Raw genomic sequence first — 18,920 nt, forward strand, 5'->3', positions numbered from 1 at the left:
ACATGAGCCTGCAATCCAAGGCCGCGCCGGTACGGTTCGAGAACGTGTCGAAAGTGTTCGGCAAAAACGTTGTTGCTGTTGATAACATTAACCTTCATGTCGAAGCGGGAAAACTGGTCACGCTGCTTGGTCCGTCAGGCTGTGGCAAAACAACGACGTTGCGCATGATCGCCGGGTTAGAGATGGCAAGCTCTGGCAAGATTATGATTGGCGACCGGGACGTCACCAAACTGCCCGCGACAGACCGCGACGTATCAATGGTGTTTCAATCATACGCGCTGTTTCCGCACATGAGCGTGCTGGAGAATGTAATGTACGGCCTCACATTCTCGGGCTTTGCCAAGGATGAGGCTCGCAGCCGCGCCTTGCATGGCTTGCAACTGGTAGGGCTCAAGGGGTTCGACAATCGCCTTCCCTCCGAACTCTCGGGTGGTCAGCAACAACGTGTCGCCGTCGCGCGAGCTCTGGTTCTTGAACCACAGGTTCTGCTGTTTGACGAGCCGCTATCCAACCTTGATGCCAAGCTGCGACGCCAGGTGCGCGAGGATATCCGGGCCATTCAGCAAGACCTTGGATTGACGGTTGTCTATGTCACCCACGATCAGGAAGAGGCCCTGGCCGTCTCGGACGAGATTGTTGTGATGCGGAACGCCGCGATCGCTCAGATGGGTACACCTCGCGAGCTTTATGATGCCCCGAATGACCGGTTTGTTGCCGATTTCATAGGCGAGGCAAACCTGCTCAACTGTCAGATCGTTGCAACCGACGGTGATACTGCAACAATCGAGATCGAAGGTTACCGTCACACTCTGCCGCGTCGCGGTTTGACAAATGGGCCCGCGACCATCGCTGTACGACCATCGCGCCTTGTGATTGGTTCTGATGACGGAATCGCCGCTACAGTGGCCAAGGCAACCTATGTTGGCGTGCGGATGGAATACACACTGACCGGCGCATTTGGTCAGGTTTTTGCGGTCCACGACGATGTTGATGCACCGCTTGCACCGGGTACTGAAATCAGGATGGGGTTTGCCGGCAAAGGACCGGTACTTCTGCCTGACTAGGTGCCGGATTTACTGATCATTACTCACCCCGAGGTCGTTATTGATCCGGATACCCCCATTACGGAATGGGGTCTGAGCACGACAGGTCGCTGGCGCGCCGCATCCTTTGCCGCCAGTGAAGCTATGGCCAATGTCAGCCATATCTGGGCCAGCAGCGAACGAAAGGCTCGCGACACTGGTGAGATTCTGGCTGCGCCCTTGGGGTTGCCCTTATATTTCCACCCGGATCTTGGCGAGAATGATCGGAGTGCCACAGGTTTCCTGCCACGGGAAAAGTTCGAGGCGGCCGCCGACGCATTCTTTGCCCAGCCGAACATTAGCTTTCGCGGTTGGGAAACTGCGGCCGATGCTCAGAGGCGCATTCGTCGTGCAGTGTCGGAGATCATTCGTGCCCATGGAGCCGGAGACCGCGCAATCGTTACACATGGCGCGGTCGGTACATTGTTGTGGTGTGAACTTTCTGGAAATCCGATTAACCGCCAGTACTATCAACCGTCACAAGGCCATTATTGGCAGGCAAGCCTGACAAATCTACGACCTTATTCCACTTGGTTATCAATGGCCTAGACGTTAAGCACCCCAAGCGTTCTCTGCGATTTCCAGCAAGCTTTCAAATACATCTGGCGTTCCGACGATCACACGCCCACCGTCGCGGATCATCGCGTCGGCGTCTTGATCTTCGACAACACCACCCGCTTCCGTAACCAACAATTGCCCAGCCAGACAATCCCAAGCGTTCATGTGTTCTTCCACATAACCCAGAAGTCGCCCGGCTGCGACATAGGCCAATGACAATGCACCACTGGCGTTTCTGTGAAACATGGAACCGCGCTCGATCAGCGCTGCGACCACCGGCACGACGTGGCGAGTTTCGATCCGGTTCGAATACCCCACAGAAACCGTCCCGTCCTGAAGAGCAACCCCAGAGGCCACGTGTATCGGTGAACCGTTCAGTGTCGCGCCCTCTCCACGTGTTGCCACAAAGGTTTCGTCCATATTCGGATCCCGGATCACACCGACCGCAGTGCGCCCTTCGGTGACACCGGCCAGAACAATCGTCCATACCGGTATGCCATTGACGAAATTCGTAGTTCCATCAATTGGATCAATCACCCAGTCAAACCCGCTCTCACCGGTGGCAGCGCCGTGTTCTTCGCCAAATATCCCGTCTTGCGGCCAGGCATCCATGATCTTTTGGCGAATGAAGGTTTCGACGTTTTTGTCCGCCTCACTCACCCAGTCCTGAGCACCTTTTTGATCGATGACCAGATTACTCCTGTCCAAGAAGTATTTCTCGGCAATCACCCCAGCTTCTTCACAGACCGCGATGGCAAAAGCTCTGCGTTCCGAAAGACGATTCATGGCCTGTCCTTTTGTGTTTGTGTATCTAGGGCCAACATTGCGGTCCAAGCGGAAGGCTTGCAATGACTGAGTTGCAGCACCGTTCAATTCAATTCATGCCGCTTCGAGGTTGCCGAGCAATATGGACGTCATATCGGCGGTTATCACGCCGTCTATGGCAACAACATCCATTCCAGTCTGATAATCAACGTTGCTTTTTGTAATTCCCGACAAGTCCGCATCTGAATCCAAAAAGACCCATTGAGGTTCATGCGCAGTGGTTTGCCCAACGGCCACCTGCAAGATCGCCAGTGCATCCAGGGCATTGATGGTTCCATCTTGATTGATATCCGCCGCGATCAGGTTTTCCGCATCGGCAGGTCCCCATGTCGGATCGAGGCCAACCGAAATGCGTAACACTTGCAAAGCATCCATTGCGTCAATCTCTTTGCTCGCTGTCGAATAGTGCTTGATGATGTCCAGTCTTCCGGGGAAAGTGCCATCCGGAAGGTCCAAGTCAAATTGTCCCTGATCGTCAGCCGTGACGGATACCGTGCCACCACCGACCGGTGTGAACTTGATCTCTGCATCCGACAATCCGGGATTAGCAGATTGGCTGTCCACTGTGATTGGCCCAAGCACGCCATCCGAACTGTCCGGCGTCAAACCGCCGAAATTACCGAAATCAACCGGAATGTGATCGGGGCCATCGAACCCGGCCCCGAAAATATCAGCGCTGGTCAGCGTTCCACCCGAAGCGGACTGAACCTGCACGACCTCGCCCCGATACTCTATCCGGGCCCCTTGTGTAGTGCTGGTAAAGGTCAGTTGCTGAGGGGACCGCAACAGCAAATAGTCGAACATGTCCAGACGGTCCACACCCGGCTGAAAATCCGTGATCGTCGTCATACTGCTGCCCGACTGCATCACGAAAACGTCGGCCCCTGCCCCACCTGACATGGTCGTAGCACCCGTTCCTGCTATCAGTATGTCGTCGCCATCGCCCCCCATCAGGGCGGTATCCAGAATACTACCGCTCAGCATGTCGTCTGCGGCAGTCCCCGACACTGCTCCAAACCCTTTGTCCACGATCCCCAGATTATCGACAGGAACAGTAATGACAGTCACTCCGGCGTCTTGTTGCGACGTAGCCAGAACCTGCAACTCGTCACCAACATGGGCAAGGCTCAGCGATTCGACGTTCTGTAATCCACTAATCAACGTGTCAGCGAAACTATCCAGATAGACCAACTGGCCTTCAGGTGTCAGCGTGAACAATGTAAGCCCATCGTCACCGCCACCCGCCACGACGAATACGCGCCCGTTGATGTCCACGACCTCAAGGTCCTGCACAGATTCGAAGCGGGTCGTGAGCGAATCCAGAATATGATCTGTGGCGCTCAGGCTGCCGTCAGCGTTCAATTGAAGCACACTGAGCGAATTGCTGCCTGCACCCGCCACGATCACCCAGGGTTTGCCGTAGGCATCGATCGTTTCGACGGCTGTCGGAGTTGAGATTCCGAGCGTCCCGAGGGCCGAACCGTTGTCAATTTCGGTCAACTGACCGGAAATGCCGTCGATCCGATAAGTTGAGACTGTATTGCTGGCCGCATCACTTGAGATCAGGAAATGGTCAGTCCCTGCGCGCAGCGTCTGCATCGCGTCACCAGTGCCAGAAACAAGGCCAGCAAGGCTCAGCGTTCTGTCCTGATTGACAAGGTATGTCCCGATTTGCCCCGTTTCTTCATGAGCCATTGCAAGAACATCCATCAGGCCAATCGACACTTGAACAATGGCCGAGATATCTCCGCCTCCTGTCAGAGATCCGGTTTCCGTAAGGCTGTCCAGGGTGCCGTCTACGTTAAGGTCATATCCGACCAACCCGACCGCCATATTCACATCCAGTACAAGTTGTTCGGTTCCCGCCAGCGTTATCGGTGTGCCACTGCGACCAACCTGAAACGTGATTGTTCCGCTGTAATATTCCGTGTCGACCAGTTGCGGTAACGCACCTTCGACCAACCGCCAGACAGCGACGCCGCCACCCGGTCCGGTGACGGTATAAAGATACGTGGTGCCGTTAAACGTTTTTAAAGCCGTATCGCCGATACCTGAATCGAGCGCCGCGCTCCCCGTTGCCACCACACCTTCGAATTGAAGCATCACAGCCAACACCTCCTGCGCCACTCCTGGCCTTGACCAAAAGATGACCTGATGCACGGACCGAAACAAAAGCGGAATTGTGGTGAAAACGAGAAGTTCGGTTTCAGATTAACTCAATTTTTTGCTTTCGATCGCAACAGTAACCAGTGGGAAAGACAGATGAGCCAGCCGTTATCAGCGCGACCTGTCTTCCTTTTCGGTGATCGCGGAAACCACATGTGAGGGTAAGATGACCAAAGCACCAGAGTTCAACAACCGTCCGGCGGCTGAACCTTCGGAAACGGACCGCAAGCAACACATTCGCCAGTGGATCGAAGGAAAACTTGGCCGCTGGGCAGGGCGCGGAGCGGCCGGTGGGCTGATTTCAACTTTGATGGCCTTGCCCGCGTTGTCACAAGCCACAATAGAAGAATTATATGCTTTTCAATTCGCGGAAACCATTCCAGGCGTTCGCTCTGTCAAGTTGTTGAAGAATGGCGATGTTCTTCTAAAAATGGCCGATGGCCGCACAATGATTGTGACCGCTGAAAACGTCCAGATCCTGGACAGCGGTGCCATCATGATCGCTGAGAATGCGGTTCAGGAGATTGCCCAATTCAGCGCGGTTGAAGCCAGTGTTTCCGCGGGCGCGTCCGCAGGTGGCATCAGTGGCGCCGGCGCGGCGTTGGGCGGATTGGGTCTGGCAGGGGCGGCTGCGGCCGCAGGAGGTGGCGGCGGTGGCGGTGACAGCCCCGTCGTATCCGAGCCCACCTCCGTCGTGTCCGAACCCGCCCCGACATACCCAAGCCTCAACCTGGCTGATCTGCAATCTACTGCGCTGAACAACATCAGCACCAACGCCATCCCTCCCGAAGGGACGGCAACCATTGAAGTCACAATAGGGTCACTGGTCAAAACCGTGACACCCAACCCCGATGGCAGCTGGAGTATCTCTCTGACAGCCGCCGAAGCCGGCGCACTTCCACAGGGGGTATCGACGGTGACCATCACGAACCTGGATGGGTCGGGTACTGAATTGTCAACACAATCCGTTCAATTTGACATCGATACGGTTCCACCAAGCCTGTCCATCACCGGTTTTTCTGACGGACCGGTTCTCAACCTAGCCGAGCAAGCGACCGACCTGACTGTCACTGGCGTAACCGATGCAGAAGACGGGCAAACCGTAACGGTTTCACTGAACGGGCAAAACTATTCCGGTACGGTTTCCGGTGGACAGTGGAGTGTAACCGTCCCGGCGGCCGACCTTAGCGCCTTGCCTGACGGTGCAATCGTAAATGTAACGGCAGACGTGACTGACGCGGCTGGAAACCCGGCCGCACAGGCCAGCGGAAGTTTTGATACGGATTTCACCGCGCCAAGTGTTTCTCTGGATCCAGTTGCGGGTGGATCAATTGACCTGATTGATGTGGCTGGTGACTTAACCTTAACGGGTTCCACCACGGCCGAGGACGGGCAAACCATCATCGTCACGTTCGACGGTCAGGTGTACACTGGTGCTGCGACAGGCGGAAACTGGACTGTCACGATCCCCAATTCCGACCTCGGTAGTCTATCCACCGGAACACCTGCTGCAATTGTTGTGGCGGTCGAGGATATCGCTGGCAACCCGGCCGCGCCGATTCTTGTTACTGTACCTGTGGACCTGACCGGCCCCTCAATTTCGATATCTCCGCTTTCCGTCGGCGCAGTTCTCAATGCTGCTGAAGCCGCGGCAAGCTTGGCTATAAGCGGGACAACCGCCAATGTCGAAGATGGTCAGCAAGTCACCGTCACACTGGATGGCCAAACATATACCTCAACAGTGACGGGCGGAACATGGACTGTAACAGTCCCAGCGGGTGATCTGGCATCTTTGGCCGACGGAGGCAGCTTTCAGATCACCGCAGACGTCAGCGACGCAAACGGGCTGACAGCCCCTCAGGCTGATGTGACACTATTGAAAGACGTCACAGCACCAACCCTCAGCATCGACACATTCTCGACCGGCGCATTCATGAATGCTGCCGAACAGGCGGTGGACCTGACAATATCGGGCGCAACGTCGGCCGAAGACGGTCAAGTCGTGACCGTCACTTTGAACGGTCAATCTTACAGTGCTACAGCAGCCGGAGGGTCTTGGAGCTCAGTTGTCCCTGTTGCCGACCTTGCGGCCCTCTCTGATGCCGCCACCGTGACGGTCACGGCTGACGTTTCGGATGCCGCAGGAAATCCGGCGTCACAGGCCAGCAACAGTTTCACGACCGATTTCACACCCCCTACCCTGGGAATAACCGGTATTTCTGACGGCACTGTTATGAACGCTGCTGAGCAAGGTACCGACCTGATTGTCTCGGGAACCTCAGACGCTCAGGATGGAACGGTCATTACCGTGGAGGTCGCGCGCGCAGACGGAACAGTAGATATAAGCGGTACCGCAACGGTAACCGGTGGTGTCTGGACCTACACAGCCACATCGGCGGAGCTATCAGGGCTTCAGGATGCGAGCACCTACCACGTCACGGCTTCTGTTTCCGACGCGGCTGGGAATGGCAACCAAACCTCGACAAGTTTTACAACCGATTTTACGGCGCCAGCAATCACGATCGACAGTTTGCCGGTTGGCTCCGTATTGGATGTAACGGAACAAGCTACAGACCTGACAATTTCAGGCACGACGACCTCGGAAGATGGCCAAACAGTGCCTGTCACGTTTGCCGGGCAAACCTATACCGGTATTGCATCGGGCGGAACCTGGGCGATCACTGTGCCAGCCAGCGACCTAGGCGCGCTGTCCGACGGAACAAACCACACCATCACCGCAACAGTTGACGATATTGCCGGCAACAGCTCGGTTGCGGCAAGCAGTTCGGTAACGACGGACTTTCGGCCTGTTCTGATGCTGGACGATATCGGCGTGAACAACGCGGTGGCCCTTGCCGACGCCAAGGCGTCAGGCATTACTGTCAGCGGTTCCTCTGCCGGGCTTTCAAACGGCCAGACCGTGGATGTCTTGCTGAACGGCAGTTCCGTCGGTAGCGCGACAGTAACCGCTGACGGATCCTGGACACTGGCTGTCGCGTCGTCAGATTTCGCCGCCATAGAGGCTGGGGATGATCTTATTTTCTCTGCCCAGGCAACTGTTGCAGGGGGACCAGATCCCTTGCCTGTATCGGATCAGGCGGTTGCTCATGAGCCAGCTGTCTACGTGATCTCTGAGGTCGGACGCAGTGGGTCAACCGTTACGTTTGCCATTTATGCCGATGCAAATCGTGACATCTCTGGTGGCCTGGCTTTTTCAGCGGAGCTTGAGTTCGACTCAGCCGTTGCCACATTCGACATCGGATCAGACACGGAACACAGCGCGTTTGATTTGTTCCTGGCAAACCCAGGCGCAGGTGACATCATCAACTTCGCTGGGGCGGCGACTGTTTTTACTGATTTGTCCCAACCTCTTGTCACCTTCACGATGACAATACAGGACGCTGCTCAACCCATTGAGTTAACGATAAAATCACCTGAAGGTGGCCCTGTTGCAATTCAGTTTGGCACCAATGGCAATGACATCCTAACCGCGGCAAACACGGATACAATCATTCGCGGCGGTGGTGGCAATGATAGTATTGACATCACCGAAGCCGGGCGGGACGTCGTTGTCTTTGAAGCCAACCCGAACAACAATGGCGTAGACAGCATAACCGGCTTCACAATTGGGTCTGCAGCAGATGTAACCGACGCCCTAATGTTCAGCGGACTGAATGTCGCCACGCTCCGCGGTGATGGTACGGGTTTCGAACTGCTTTCTGTCGGTGGCACATTGGGCATAGATACTGGATTTGTAGGCCTCGATACCGTTCTTGCGGACCTCAATGCCGTTACACTCGAAACGGCTGTAGAAAGCCTTGCCGGGGCATCTACAGGTGATGAGCTCTATGTGATGGCAACGGACGGAACGGACAGTGTTCTGATCAAAGTTGATTTCGTGACACCAGGCGACGCCAACGTCGAAACCCTCGCCACTTTCCATGGTTTGGGCGATCTCAGCGGCTTGACCGCGGACAACATCATACACACCGACCCAACCGGCGCGACCGCCTGACGCGGCTTCGAAACAAATTGGCGCCCATCATTTTCCTGAGGCAGTTATGGCACAGAATGGCTTAACCCCAATCACACGATTACGACATGGTCATCGGTTCTGGAAACGTTACACGTCGTTCGAATTCGCGCGCGATAAGGTCGACTGCCCGGTGGCAGAGGCAGAGATCCTTCAGGCAGCAGCCACTTTTCCAATCGCATTTTTGAAATCCGACCGGGGATTTTACCCCGTCGCAATCTTATCGGTGACACCAGACAAACCGACGCCATTCGTGTCAGCGGAAGGGGATTGGCGTGCAAGCTATGTTCCTTCTGCACTGCGATGTGCACCGTTTCAATTCCTGCCACCTGAACTTCACGATAAAATCGGTGAGGGGAAGTTTGACTTGCTTGTCAACGAAAGCTTGGACTTGGTTACCGACAACCCCGAAGATGAGCCGTTCTTTGACAAAACCGGAGAGTTGGGGCCGGAACTGCAAAAAGTCCAAGCGTTCTTTCGCACTCTCACAGCATCACTGGAGAACACAAATCAGTTGTGCCGTACGATAGCCGGTATGGGGCTTTTTTCTCCACTCGCCTGCGCACAAACGGACGAAAGCCTCGACGGTTACTTTGGTGTCAACGTGGTTGCCTTGCAGCAAGTTCCTTCAGCGCATCTGTCATTGCTCGCCATGAACGGTGGCCTGCGCCTCATATATGCCCACCAAGTTTCCTTGACCCATTTTTCGTGGCTAACGACCGCTCAATTGCGCGCCGAACAATTGGTTAAAAGGTCGTCGCCAAGCGTACGATCTGATGCTTCAGATTTTCTAGAAGCGCTGGCCGCCGCCCAACAAAAAGAAAGCCTGCTGGACCATCGGTGGCAGGAGGATCAGTATGCGATTTAATGAGTATTCACTGCATCTTGTCACGCTCAGTCTGCTTTTGGTCTCGATTTCCGCCTGCACCCGCCCGCCCGATTTGACGCCAGTTGCGATGTCCTTTGCAGCCCAAACAGCCGGTGCCAGGGCAACAAAACCATCAGAAACACTCAGCCACAGCGCCTTCGGGCAGCGGGTGAAAAAGGCGGTCGAGAACAGCCCCAACCTGGCGCAAGTCAAATCCAGAATGGGCATCGCGAAAGCCAAACAAGACGCAGCTGAAGGCGCTTTTCTCCCGGAGATTTCGCTGGGGCTAAACGCACGATCTGAAAGGATTGCCTCAGATGTAGCGGATGTATCGCCGTATGTGAGGGTTTCACAATTGGTCTATGACGGAGGGGCGTCCTCAGGGGATCTGACCGCTGCGCGGGCACGTGTCTTGGAAAGCAGAGGCGATCAGATTCAAACAGCCTCATCCACTGCTCTCGCAGCTATCGAGACCTATGTACTTGTCCTCGATCAACGAAAGATTCGAAGCATCGCAGCACAGAATGTTCTAACACATGAAGAGCTTGTTCGCCAGATAACCGACCGAACTGAAAACGGTGTCGGTTCGAGTGCCGACGTTCTGGCAGCCCGGTCGCGCATGTCCGATGCGCGCACAAAGCTGGCTGATGCGCATGCGCGAACAGACCGCGCCGAAGCGCGATTCCGCGAGGTTTTCGGGGATGAGCCCGGCGCTCTTTCTGCACCAGTTCCGGCACCTGGACTGGAAAGAAGTGACATGCAGATCATAATGAACAGCCCTCAGGTTCGGCGGTCCGATGCAAGCCTGCTTGCTGCCAAGGCTGAATGGTCCGCAGCGCATGCGCGTCGCAGCCCTGATGTCAGGGTCGCCGCATTCGCGAACCAGAATAACAATCGTGACGCGAACTTTGGAGTGGATCTTTCTTTCAATTACGAGCTGGACAGCACCGGCCAGCGCCGCGCTGCAATAGCAGCGGCGGAATCGCTGGTCAAAGAGACCGAGTTTGCGCGCGAGCAGCTTATCCGCGAAATAACGCGAGAATTGGGTTTTATCCGTTCGGATCAAAAAGCGGGTGCCGATCGGTTACGAGAAGCCCGGATTGCCGTGGAGGCTAACGCGGAAAATGTCGTAGCTTCCCGCGAACAATTTTCGATCGGTCGTCGTAGCCTCATTGAAATTCTGGATGCACAGCGGGACTACGTTAATGCTCAGGAACGTTTGATCCTTGCGGAACAGAGCTACTTTCTGACCAATTATGCAGCCCTAAGCCTGACCGGGGACATACTCGACCTGCTCGGGGTTTCATTGGGCGACTGGGGCAATACGCAATGAACGCATCCGACCCTGCCCCCAATGCTTCGCTGCTTACACCGTTTGAAGCCTGTCTGTTGAATATCTCGTCGGCACTTGAACGGCCATTGAGTCTCGCGGCGCTGCACGCGACGCAAAGTGGCGCAGACGGGGATCTGACAATACGGGACATTCTCACCCTCGCGCAAAAGGCGGGCATGCAGGCGGGGTATGGGGCAAAGCGCCTTTCCGACTTGGATAACAATCTGACACCCACCCTGTTGCTGTTGGCAGAGGGTAGAGCCGTTGTCTTTCACGGACGAAGGCAGAAGGGTACTTTATTGGTCTTCGACCCAGAGCTAGGTGAAGGTGTCGGTGAGATTTCCGAAGACAGGCTGGCAACCTGCTATACCGGTTATGCAATCCTGTTCCGGCGCCATCACGACGGTGAAACATTGGGGGGGGCCGCTTCACATGGCGGTCACTGGTTCTGGAACGCACTAACCGCAAACCGGTGGTCATACTTTCAGGTCGCGCTAGCAGCGGCGCTGGCAAATCTTCTTGGTTTGTCCACGTCCGTATTCATCATGGTGGTCTATGACCGGGTATTGCCCAACGAAGCTACGGAGTCGCTGATCGCTTTGACCGTGGGTGTGGCGTTGGCACTGTGTTTTGACTTTGCCCTCAAGTTGCTGCGGGCGGGATTTATCGACATGGCCGGGCAGAAAGCCGACTTGTTGATGGGCCGGCGCATTTTCGACCAGTTGCTGAACATCCAGATGAAATCGCGCACGGGGTCTACCGGTGCCATGACCAGCACCATTCGCGAATTTGAAACTCTGCGAGAGTTCTTTACATCCGCGACGCTGGTGGCCGTTGTCGACCTGCCGTTCATTGGATTGTTTATCCTGGCGATTTTTCTGGTAGGCGGACAACTGGCTTTGATCCCTGCACTGGCCGTACCGGTGGTGCTCCTGACAGGTTTGGCGGTGCAACCAATTTTATCAAGGATGGCGGAACGAAGCTTGTCCGACGGGCAGTCCAAGCAATCAGTTCTGGTTGAGGCTGTCTCGGGACTTGAAACCATTAAAACAACGGCAGCAGGCCGAAAAATGCGCGCACGATGGGAACAGGCCATCGAACAGCAATCAGCGCATGGTGCGCGAAGCCGGACTGTCACGCAATTTGCCCTGAACCTGACCGGATTCACCCAACAGGCCGCACAAGTGCTTGTCGTATTTCTTGGTGTTTTTCTGATTACAAACGGGCAAGCCAGCATGGGTGCGCTGGTGGCTTCGGTAATGTTGACCGGTCGGGCGTTGGCCCCTCTGGGTCAACTGGCGCAGACTTTGACCCGCGTAAATCAGGCCAGGTGCGCCTATCGCAACCTCAATGCGCTAATGCACGCAGAAAGCGAACGCCCGGCGGGGCGCACATGGCTGACCCGATCTGATTTCAAAGGGGCAATTGCCTTTAATAACGTGTATTTTTCGTATTCTGACCAAAGCGAAGATACCCTGCGAGGCGTGTCATTCACCATAAAGCCTGGTGAGAAAGTCGCAATTCTAGGTCAAATCGGATGCGGGAAAAGCACGATTGCGCGCCTGCTATTGGGGCTTTACACACCACGAGTAGGCTCGGTCATGATCGATGGGCTCGACATACGTCAGATCGACCCAGGTGACTTGCGGCGCAATATTGGATCTGTCCTGCAGGATGTCTGGCTTTTTTCGGGGTCTGTCCGGGAGAATATCGCCAGCGGCGCAGTCCGACCCAGAGATTGCGACATCGTCGAAGCCGGTCGTATTGCCGGTGTCGAAGAATTCGTGAACAGCCATCCGTCGGGCTATGACCTTCAACTCGCGGAACGCGGTGAGGGGCTTTCCGGTGGGCAACGGCAGGCAATCGCCCTGGCACGGGCACTTGTCGGGCGACCTCCGGTTTTGCTTTTTGATGAGCCAACCAGTGCGATGGACGTCAAAACCGAAGCCCAACTGGTTCAACGCCTGAGTGCGTCAACCTCCGGATCAACCCTGGTCATTGTAACGCACAGAACCAGTCTGCTGGAGCTTGTGGACAGGGTTATCGTTCTGGAAAACGGAAAAATCGCAGCTGATGGACCCAAGAGCTTGCTGACGCAGCACATGCGCCAGAAAGGGAGGCACTTGAATGTCGCAGCATCCTGATCTGGCGAAGTTGGCGCACGAAATGCAGGGGCGGTCCCCCGTTCGTGGTTCATTGCTCTTGCTGTTGATCCTGTCCTGTATTGTCTCGGCCGGGTTGTGGGCACATTTGACCGAGTTGGATGACGTAACGCGCGTCGAAGGGCGGATCGTGCCTTCGGGCGACATACAGGTGATCGATGCTGCCGAGCCCGGCGTGTTGCGGTCGCTCCATGTGCGCGAAGGCCAGTTGGTCGACAAAGGGGCATTGTTGATGGAATTGGACGCCACACAAATCGACAGCCAACTTAGCCAGGAACAACAGCGCGTTTTCGGGCTGCAAGCCCGTGCTAAACGCCTGCAGGCAGAAATTGATGGAACACAATTAAGTTTCGATGCGCAGCTGATCGAAGGTGCACCCAGTGTCGTGCGTTCGGAAACTGCATTGTATCAGGGTCGGCAAGCAGAGCTGGCGGCAGAAATCGCAATTTTGGAACGTCAGCGTGAACAAAAGCAGCGAGAACACGAAGAAGGTGTAGTGGATCAGGTGACGGCAGATGAAACCCTAGATGTACTTGGGGAGGAGCGTGCGATCATTGCTCCGCTTGTTGAGAGGCAAATGGAACCTGCGACAACATTGCTGGCGTTGCGGCGTAGCGAAGCCGAGTGGCGCGGTCGCAAGGTCCGGGCCGAAGCCGTGACCAACAGGTTGCAAACTGGTTTGGATGAAATCGATGATCGGATTCTGGCTGCTCATAGCCGATTTCGAAGTGCGGCGCTTACTGAATTGGCAATTGTAACTGCGGAACTGGCGGCCTTGCAACCAGCCTTGCCTGCCCTACGCGACCGCGCTGCACGAGCGCAGGTTCGCTCTCCGGTTCGCGGTATCGTTAATCGCATCCACCGAACCACCATTGGAGGTTTGGCGCGAAGTGGCGAAGACCTTGTCGAGATTGTTCCCCTGGACGATACACTATTGGTCGAGGCTTACGTAAAGCCCGAAGATATTGCATTTTTGCGTGCTGGACAGCCCGTAAAGGTAAAGATCACGGCTTATGATTTTGCGCGATACGGGGCGCTGGATGGTGAAATCGTACGGATTGGCGCCGATACCGTCACACGTTCAGAGCGGAACGACGAAGAGGTGTTCGTTGTGGAAATTCGCACGAGCAACACCATGCTCGACGGAAGTGGTGTCGCGGTGGAAATCATACCCGGCATGATCGCAGAGGTTGACATTTTGTCAGGTAGAAAATCCGTATTGGAGTATCTGCTGGAACCTGTCGTGAAGATTAAAGATCAAGCTTTGCGTGAGTAAGTGAGAAGACTAAAATATCTTTTTTCAGATGCTTACAGTATTTTGCATCAACATCTCCTGACGCGGAGGGGAACAAAAGAAACTCAGGTTTACACTCTGGCCACCAGAGCGTCACTATTTCCAGTCGACATCCCCCAGGAAAATATACCCGGCACCGTAAATCGTTTTGATCAGGCGCGGATTCTTTGGATCTTCACCAAGTTTCGTACGCAACCTGGAGATTCTGACATCCATAGCACGATCAAAGCTGTCGCCCGCTGCACCGCCCAAGGACTCCTGCATCTGCCCCCTGCTGATCAGCCGCTTGGGGCTTTCCAGAAACAGACGCAAAACCTCGCCTTCAGCATGGCTGAAAGGTGTTTCAGTCCCTGACCCGTCTTCCAGAACATACCGATCAAAATGCGCAATCCAGCCGTTGAATTCTGCCCTGTCCGATTGTGATGTCCGACCGCGCGGCGCGCGCAACCTGGCCCGCACCCGGGCAACGACTTCTGTCGGGTCAAACGGCTTGGTAATATAGTCATCCGCGCCCAACTCCAGTCCTGTCACACGGTCCTGAACCTGTGCCCGGCCGGAAATAATGATCACTGCTGCACCCTGTTCCAGCGCCAAGCGATGAACTAGCGCCAGCCCGTCGGTATCTGGTAAAGACAGGTCCACAAGGCAAACATCAGGGGTTACTCGATTAAGGGCTGCTTCAAACTCTCTGGCACGGGAAAAACTCTGCGTCCGGAAACCGGCATCCTCCAGTGCATCCGTCAGAATGCGCCGTATCTCGGGTTCGTCGTCGAGAATGGTCACCAGTGGTTGCGACATCAGGCGGCCTCGGTTTGGATCAGAGCAGACAATTGAGCCTGTGAGAACGGTTTACGCAAAACAGGTGCCAGGGCAAGCGCCCGTTGATGCAGCGGATCTGAATTTGGCAGAGATGTCATAAGGATAAGCGGCAACCCCGGTTTCAACTGTTCAAGGATGTCCAAGCCTGTACCGTGTCCTTCCAGACGGATATCCGACAAGACCAGCGAAATGTCCTTCACACTCGATATCAAGGCCAGTGCTTCATCAACTGAATTTGCTTCAATGACAGTAAAGCCCAAATCCACCAGCATGTCCCTAAACTGCCCGCGCAGGTCTTCGCTGTCTTCAACCAACAGTACCAATCCACCCTGAGCCGGAGGAGCGGGCCGAAAAGGCAAACGCATGACAACTGAGGCCCCAGATGGTGTATTTCTTAGATTCAGATCGCCACCGGCAAGCTTGACCGTATCATAAACCATCGGCAGCCCCAGTCCTGACCCGTCGCTCCCTTTTGTTGTGAAAAACGGGTTAAGTGCCTTTTCTAGCGCCTCGGGTGAAAACCCCGGCCCGGTGTCGGAAACCGTGACTTCGATCCAGATCTCACCTATGGCATGTGCACTGATTGTGATTTGACCCGTGCTCCCGCAGGCATCCCGGGCATTCAGGACCAAATTCAAAAGCGCATCCTGAACCATACCCGGATCAAGCATCAATGTTTGTTTTGGCAAGGTGTTTACGACGGACAGGCCCACACCGCGAGGCAGTGAGGGTGTCGCCAGAATCCTCAGGTCTTCCAACAATCCCCCGATGTCCGTTGCCTGCGGTTGCGGCGTTCGGTTTCCAGTCATGTCGGCGATCCGGTTCAGCAGCTGCCCGCCCCGGCGCGCGGTTTGTTGAGTTGCGGCCACAAGTTCCTGAGCGCCATCCGGCAAATCCATCTTGTCGAGGCGGGACTGCATCCCCAGGATGATAGTGAGCAGATTGGAAAAGTCATGGGCAAGCCCGCTGGTCATCTGGGCTGCCATCGCCCGGCGGCGGGTTTGCTGTAATGCAACGCGTGCCTGTGTCTCTTCGGTGATGTCCACCGACATCACGTACACACCCCCTGCCCCATCCGGCGTAAACGAAACCCGGATGCGTCGGGAATCCTGATCTTCGGTGAACTCGAAAACCGACGGCTCTCCGCTATAGGCCTTAAACAATTGGGCCTTAACCCGTTCAAAGGCGGTCGCACCCAGCGCTTCAGAAATGTGAAGCCCCAGAATATCGGACGGACGCCCAGGCATGACGGCGCTCAGGCGACGGTTCGAGTAATCGTATCGGCCGTCGCTGTCCAAATGCGCAATATGAGCCGGCATCATCTCGGTCACCATACGTGTGCGAGCTTCGATTTCGGTCAATTCCCGCTTGGCCTCTTCCAGCGCCGCGATCGTGGCCGCAAGTTTGCGGTTGGTTGCGGACAGTTCTTCCGCGTGGCTCAGCAACTGTTCCGACAGTTCCTCAGACCGCGCGCGCAACAGGTTTTCCGCCCGCCGCGTTCCGGTGATATCGGTGTAGACCGCGACCCACCCGCCTTGTGGCAGCGGTGCGCCTTCAATTGAAACAACCTGCCCATTGGGACGCACGCGCTCCATGTAGTGAGGCTCAAACGCCAAGGCTTGCTGGACGCGCAGATTGACCATTTCCTCGACACTTTCATCGTCGCCATACTCACCGCGGCTGGCAAGAAAGTGGATCGTATCCCGAAACAAAGCACCCCTTTGAACAAGCTCGTCCGGCAAACCGAACATTTCCTGGAAACGGCGATTGCTGAGCACCAGTTGCAATTTGCTGTCATAAATGGAAAGCGCCTGACCTATCAGGTTCAGCCCGGCGGTCGTCATCGCCTTGATACGCTTTTCCGTTATGTCCAACTTCGTCTTCTCCTCGGCTCATGCCTAGCATCTGAAACCATGCACGGGTAGTGGAATTGAGGTGAGGCGTTTCGGACCCTGTCTTCGTTCAATTGCTTTTTGCAATCCGGGAGTGCACAAAGCAAAATACTTCGACAAACCCGCCCGTGACCGAGCGTCCGGTACAGCCAGAATAGATGAACGTTGACAATAAACCGCGTTCTAAGATGTGTATCTGGGACAGGATTTTGCGCCTTCAGTTGTGATCGAGTGCAAGGACAATGTGTGGTCCATATTTTTCATCCGGTGGCGCAACATCTGTCGGCCTAACCGTGCGAGATCTGTTGCAAAATCCGGATTCTCCGCGACATTCTCGAATTCGCCCTTACCTTGATGGTCGAACAGGATCGGGGGCAGGTCGGCAGCGAACTCGACCAGGGTGAACCGTTCATCCCGCAATATTCCCAAACACGAGTCGCTGTTACCGGTCCCCAATTCTTGCTGCCATAACGTCGGGTTTTCAGGTTCTGAGAAATCAAGTTCGCTGAAAGAATAGTCGCGCCAATCGTCTGGGATATTACCCCGCAACAATGGCAGCAAGGACCGTCCATCCATAGCGTTCGGAACAGCCTGTCCAATCCAGTCCAATATGGTTGGTGTGACATCCACAGACTCGGTTGGAACGGTGATCTTGCTTCCCGCCATAGCTTCATTCCCGGGCAAACGGATCATCAGCGGTGTGTGATACGCCGCATCGTAGACCGTCATCTTGCCCCAGCTGTGTCGATCCCCCAGCATTTCACCATGATCGGCGGTGATAACCAGCAGTGTATCGTCGTATTGCCCGCTGTCCTTCAGGTACTGGACAACACGACCGATGTGGTGATCAACCTCTGTTGCCAGGCCAAGATATATAGCACGCAAAGTGCGATTGTTTTCGTCCGTAGGTTCAACGTCATCAAAACCGTGAACGAATTTTTTCGCGCTATAGGTATCCAGCTTTGGTCCGAAGAACGGATGAAGCGCTTTTTCTGCTGCTGCGCTCGGCAAGCAGTGCGGCAGAGGGATGTCCGCCGGGTCATACATGTCATTGTAGGGGGCCGGTGCGACCAACGGCGGATGCGGGCGGATATAAGTCAAATGGGCGAACCAACCCTTTCCACGATGAGGCGCGATTCCGTCCAGAAAGGCATCGGTCAGAAAGGCTGTATCGCTGTCTTCTGCCCGATACAGCGCGGGATCATTCAGCCGCGGGTGTCCACGATCGGGCGAAACGGGCTTGTAGACGTCCCAGTACTTTTCGAACTGATACCCCTTTTTCATCAGATGGGCTTGCCATGGATATGATTCTTCAAGGCGCATTTCGACAACTTCAACGAACCCGGTCATCGACTGTTCGTAAGACTTGAGGTCAGGGTCATTGGGATCATGGACGCGCGGATCGGCGGAGGTATCTGTGTATCCAAACAACATTGGCAAGTAACCAGCTTTGCGCATTTCCGTGGCAATGTTCGGGGTATCGTGTCGCAACGGCGTTCCGTTTCTAACCGACCGATGATTCATCGCATATTGGCCGGTCAGAATCGATGCACGCGAGGGACCGCAGGGATTGGTGACCGAGAAATGGTGGGTAAAAGTCACGGCCTCATCCATAAAAGCCCGCAAATTCGGAAGGTTCACATGGTCTGCCAAGGCCCCGGACAGGCAATCCGCTCTGAGTTGATCGATGATGACAAACAAGACGTTCTTGGTCTGATGCATACCGACTTCTCCGATTCCGCGCCGTAACAAACAACGCGGAATGTGTATTGCTTCCCGCCATAGCGCAACCGATTTGTCGGTCGGACAAAGGCGTATTATCCCGGCAAAATCGCTGCGCGATAACTTCTGGCAAGCACCTGTTCAGCATAGTTTCAATGCGACGGTC

Annotated in this window: 12 protein-coding genes; 7 read left to right on the forward strand and 5 right to left on the reverse strand. The window is 55.3% G+C overall.

The window, feature by feature from the left end; translation table 11 throughout:
- Positions 1 to 2: 2 nt before the first annotated feature.
- Positions 3 to 1,064 (forward strand): ABC transporter ATP-binding protein, encoded by a 1,062-nt coding sequence (locus tag ACR0JI_RS09355; RefSeq protein ID WP_480494140.1) that lies wholly within the window; start codon positions 3 to 5, stop codon positions 1,062 to 1,064.
- Positions 1,065 to 1,631, forward strand: coding sequence for a histidine phosphatase family protein (locus ACR0JI_RS09360; protein ID WP_480494142.1), 567 nt, complete (start codon positions 1,065 to 1,067; stop codon positions 1,629 to 1,631).
- 3 nt (positions 1,632 to 1,634) lie between these two features.
- Here ACR0JI_RS09360 and ACR0JI_RS09365 read toward each other — a convergent pair whose 3' ends face one another.
- Together ACR0JI_RS09365 and ACR0JI_RS09370 are read right to left on the reverse strand one after the other, a co-directional pair.
- The gene (locus ACR0JI_RS09365) at positions 1,635 to 2,426 is read right to left on the reverse strand and encodes an inositol monophosphatase family protein (RefSeq protein ID WP_480477252.1); all 792 of its coding nucleotides are present in this window, start codon (positions 2,424 to 2,426) and stop codon (positions 1,635 to 1,637) included.
- A 93-nt stretch (positions 2,427 to 2,519) separates the two neighbouring features.
- Positions 2,520 to 4,568, reverse strand: a complete 2,049-nt coding sequence (locus ACR0JI_RS09370; RefSeq protein WP_480494260.1) for a dockerin type I domain-containing protein — start codon at positions 4,566 to 4,568, stop codon at positions 2,520 to 2,522.
- Between the two features lie 229 nt (positions 4,569 to 4,797).
- Here ACR0JI_RS09370 and ACR0JI_RS09375 point away from each other — a divergent pair, with 229 nt between their 5' ends.
- The 5 genes from ACR0JI_RS09375 to ACR0JI_RS09395 are packed head-to-tail and all read left to right on the forward strand — an operon-like array spanning position 4,798 to position 14,303.
- Positions 4,798 to 8,646, forward strand: a complete 3,849-nt coding sequence (locus ACR0JI_RS09375) for an Ig-like domain-containing protein (RefSeq protein ID WP_480494144.1) — start codon at positions 4,798 to 4,800, stop codon at positions 8,644 to 8,646.
- A gap of 46 nt (positions 8,647 to 8,692) precedes the next feature.
- Positions 8,693 to 9,532: a SapC family protein gene (locus tag ACR0JI_RS09380; RefSeq protein ID WP_480477246.1), complete on the forward strand. Its 840-nt coding sequence runs from the start codon at positions 8,693 to 8,695 to the stop codon at positions 9,530 to 9,532.
- Positions 9,522 to 10,865 carry a TolC family protein gene (locus tag ACR0JI_RS09385; protein WP_480477244.1) on the forward strand — a complete coding sequence of 448 codons (1,344 nt, stop codon included), beginning with the start codon at positions 9,522 to 9,524 and terminating at the stop codon, positions 10,863 to 10,865. The genes ACR0JI_RS09380 and ACR0JI_RS09385 overlap by 11 nt, the downstream gene beginning before the upstream one ends.
- Positions 10,862 to 13,009, forward strand: coding sequence for a type I secretion system permease/ATPase (locus ACR0JI_RS09390; RefSeq protein ID WP_480494146.1), 2,148 nt, complete (start codon positions 10,862 to 10,864; stop codon positions 13,007 to 13,009). The genes ACR0JI_RS09385 and ACR0JI_RS09390 overlap by 4 nt, the downstream gene beginning before the upstream one ends.
- Entirely contained in the window at positions 12,993 to 14,303 is a 1,311-nt protein-coding gene (locus ACR0JI_RS09395) for an HlyD family type I secretion periplasmic adaptor subunit (protein WP_480494148.1), read from the forward strand. Before ACR0JI_RS09390 ends, ACR0JI_RS09395 begins: the two co-directional genes overlap by 17 nt.
- A gap of 114 nt (positions 14,304 to 14,417) precedes the next feature.
- On the opposite strand, the gene ACR0JI_RS09400 is transcribed toward ACR0JI_RS09395, so the two are convergent.
- The 3 genes from ACR0JI_RS09400 to ACR0JI_RS09410 all read right to left on the reverse strand — a co-directional run bounded on the left by ACR0JI_RS09400 (position 14,418) and on the right by ACR0JI_RS09410 (position 18,754).
- Positions 14,418 to 15,119, reverse strand: a complete 702-nt coding sequence (locus ACR0JI_RS09400; RefSeq protein WP_480477238.1) for a response regulator transcription factor — start codon at positions 15,117 to 15,119, stop codon at positions 14,418 to 14,420.
- Complete coding sequence (locus ACR0JI_RS09405; RefSeq protein ID WP_480477236.1) at positions 15,119 to 17,014, reverse strand: PAS-domain containing protein; 1,896 nt, start codon at positions 17,012 to 17,014, stop codon at positions 15,119 to 15,121. Before ACR0JI_RS09405 ends, ACR0JI_RS09400 begins: the two co-directional genes overlap by 1 nt.
- A 201-nt stretch (positions 17,015 to 17,215) precedes the next feature.
- A complete protein-coding gene (locus ACR0JI_RS09410; protein WP_480494150.1) occupies positions 17,216 to 18,754 on the reverse strand; it encodes an alkaline phosphatase family protein in 1,539 nt (512 codons plus the stop codon).
- Positions 18,755 to 18,920: the final 166 nt, after the last annotated feature.

The organism is Ruegeria sp. N10 (assembly GCF_056531545.1).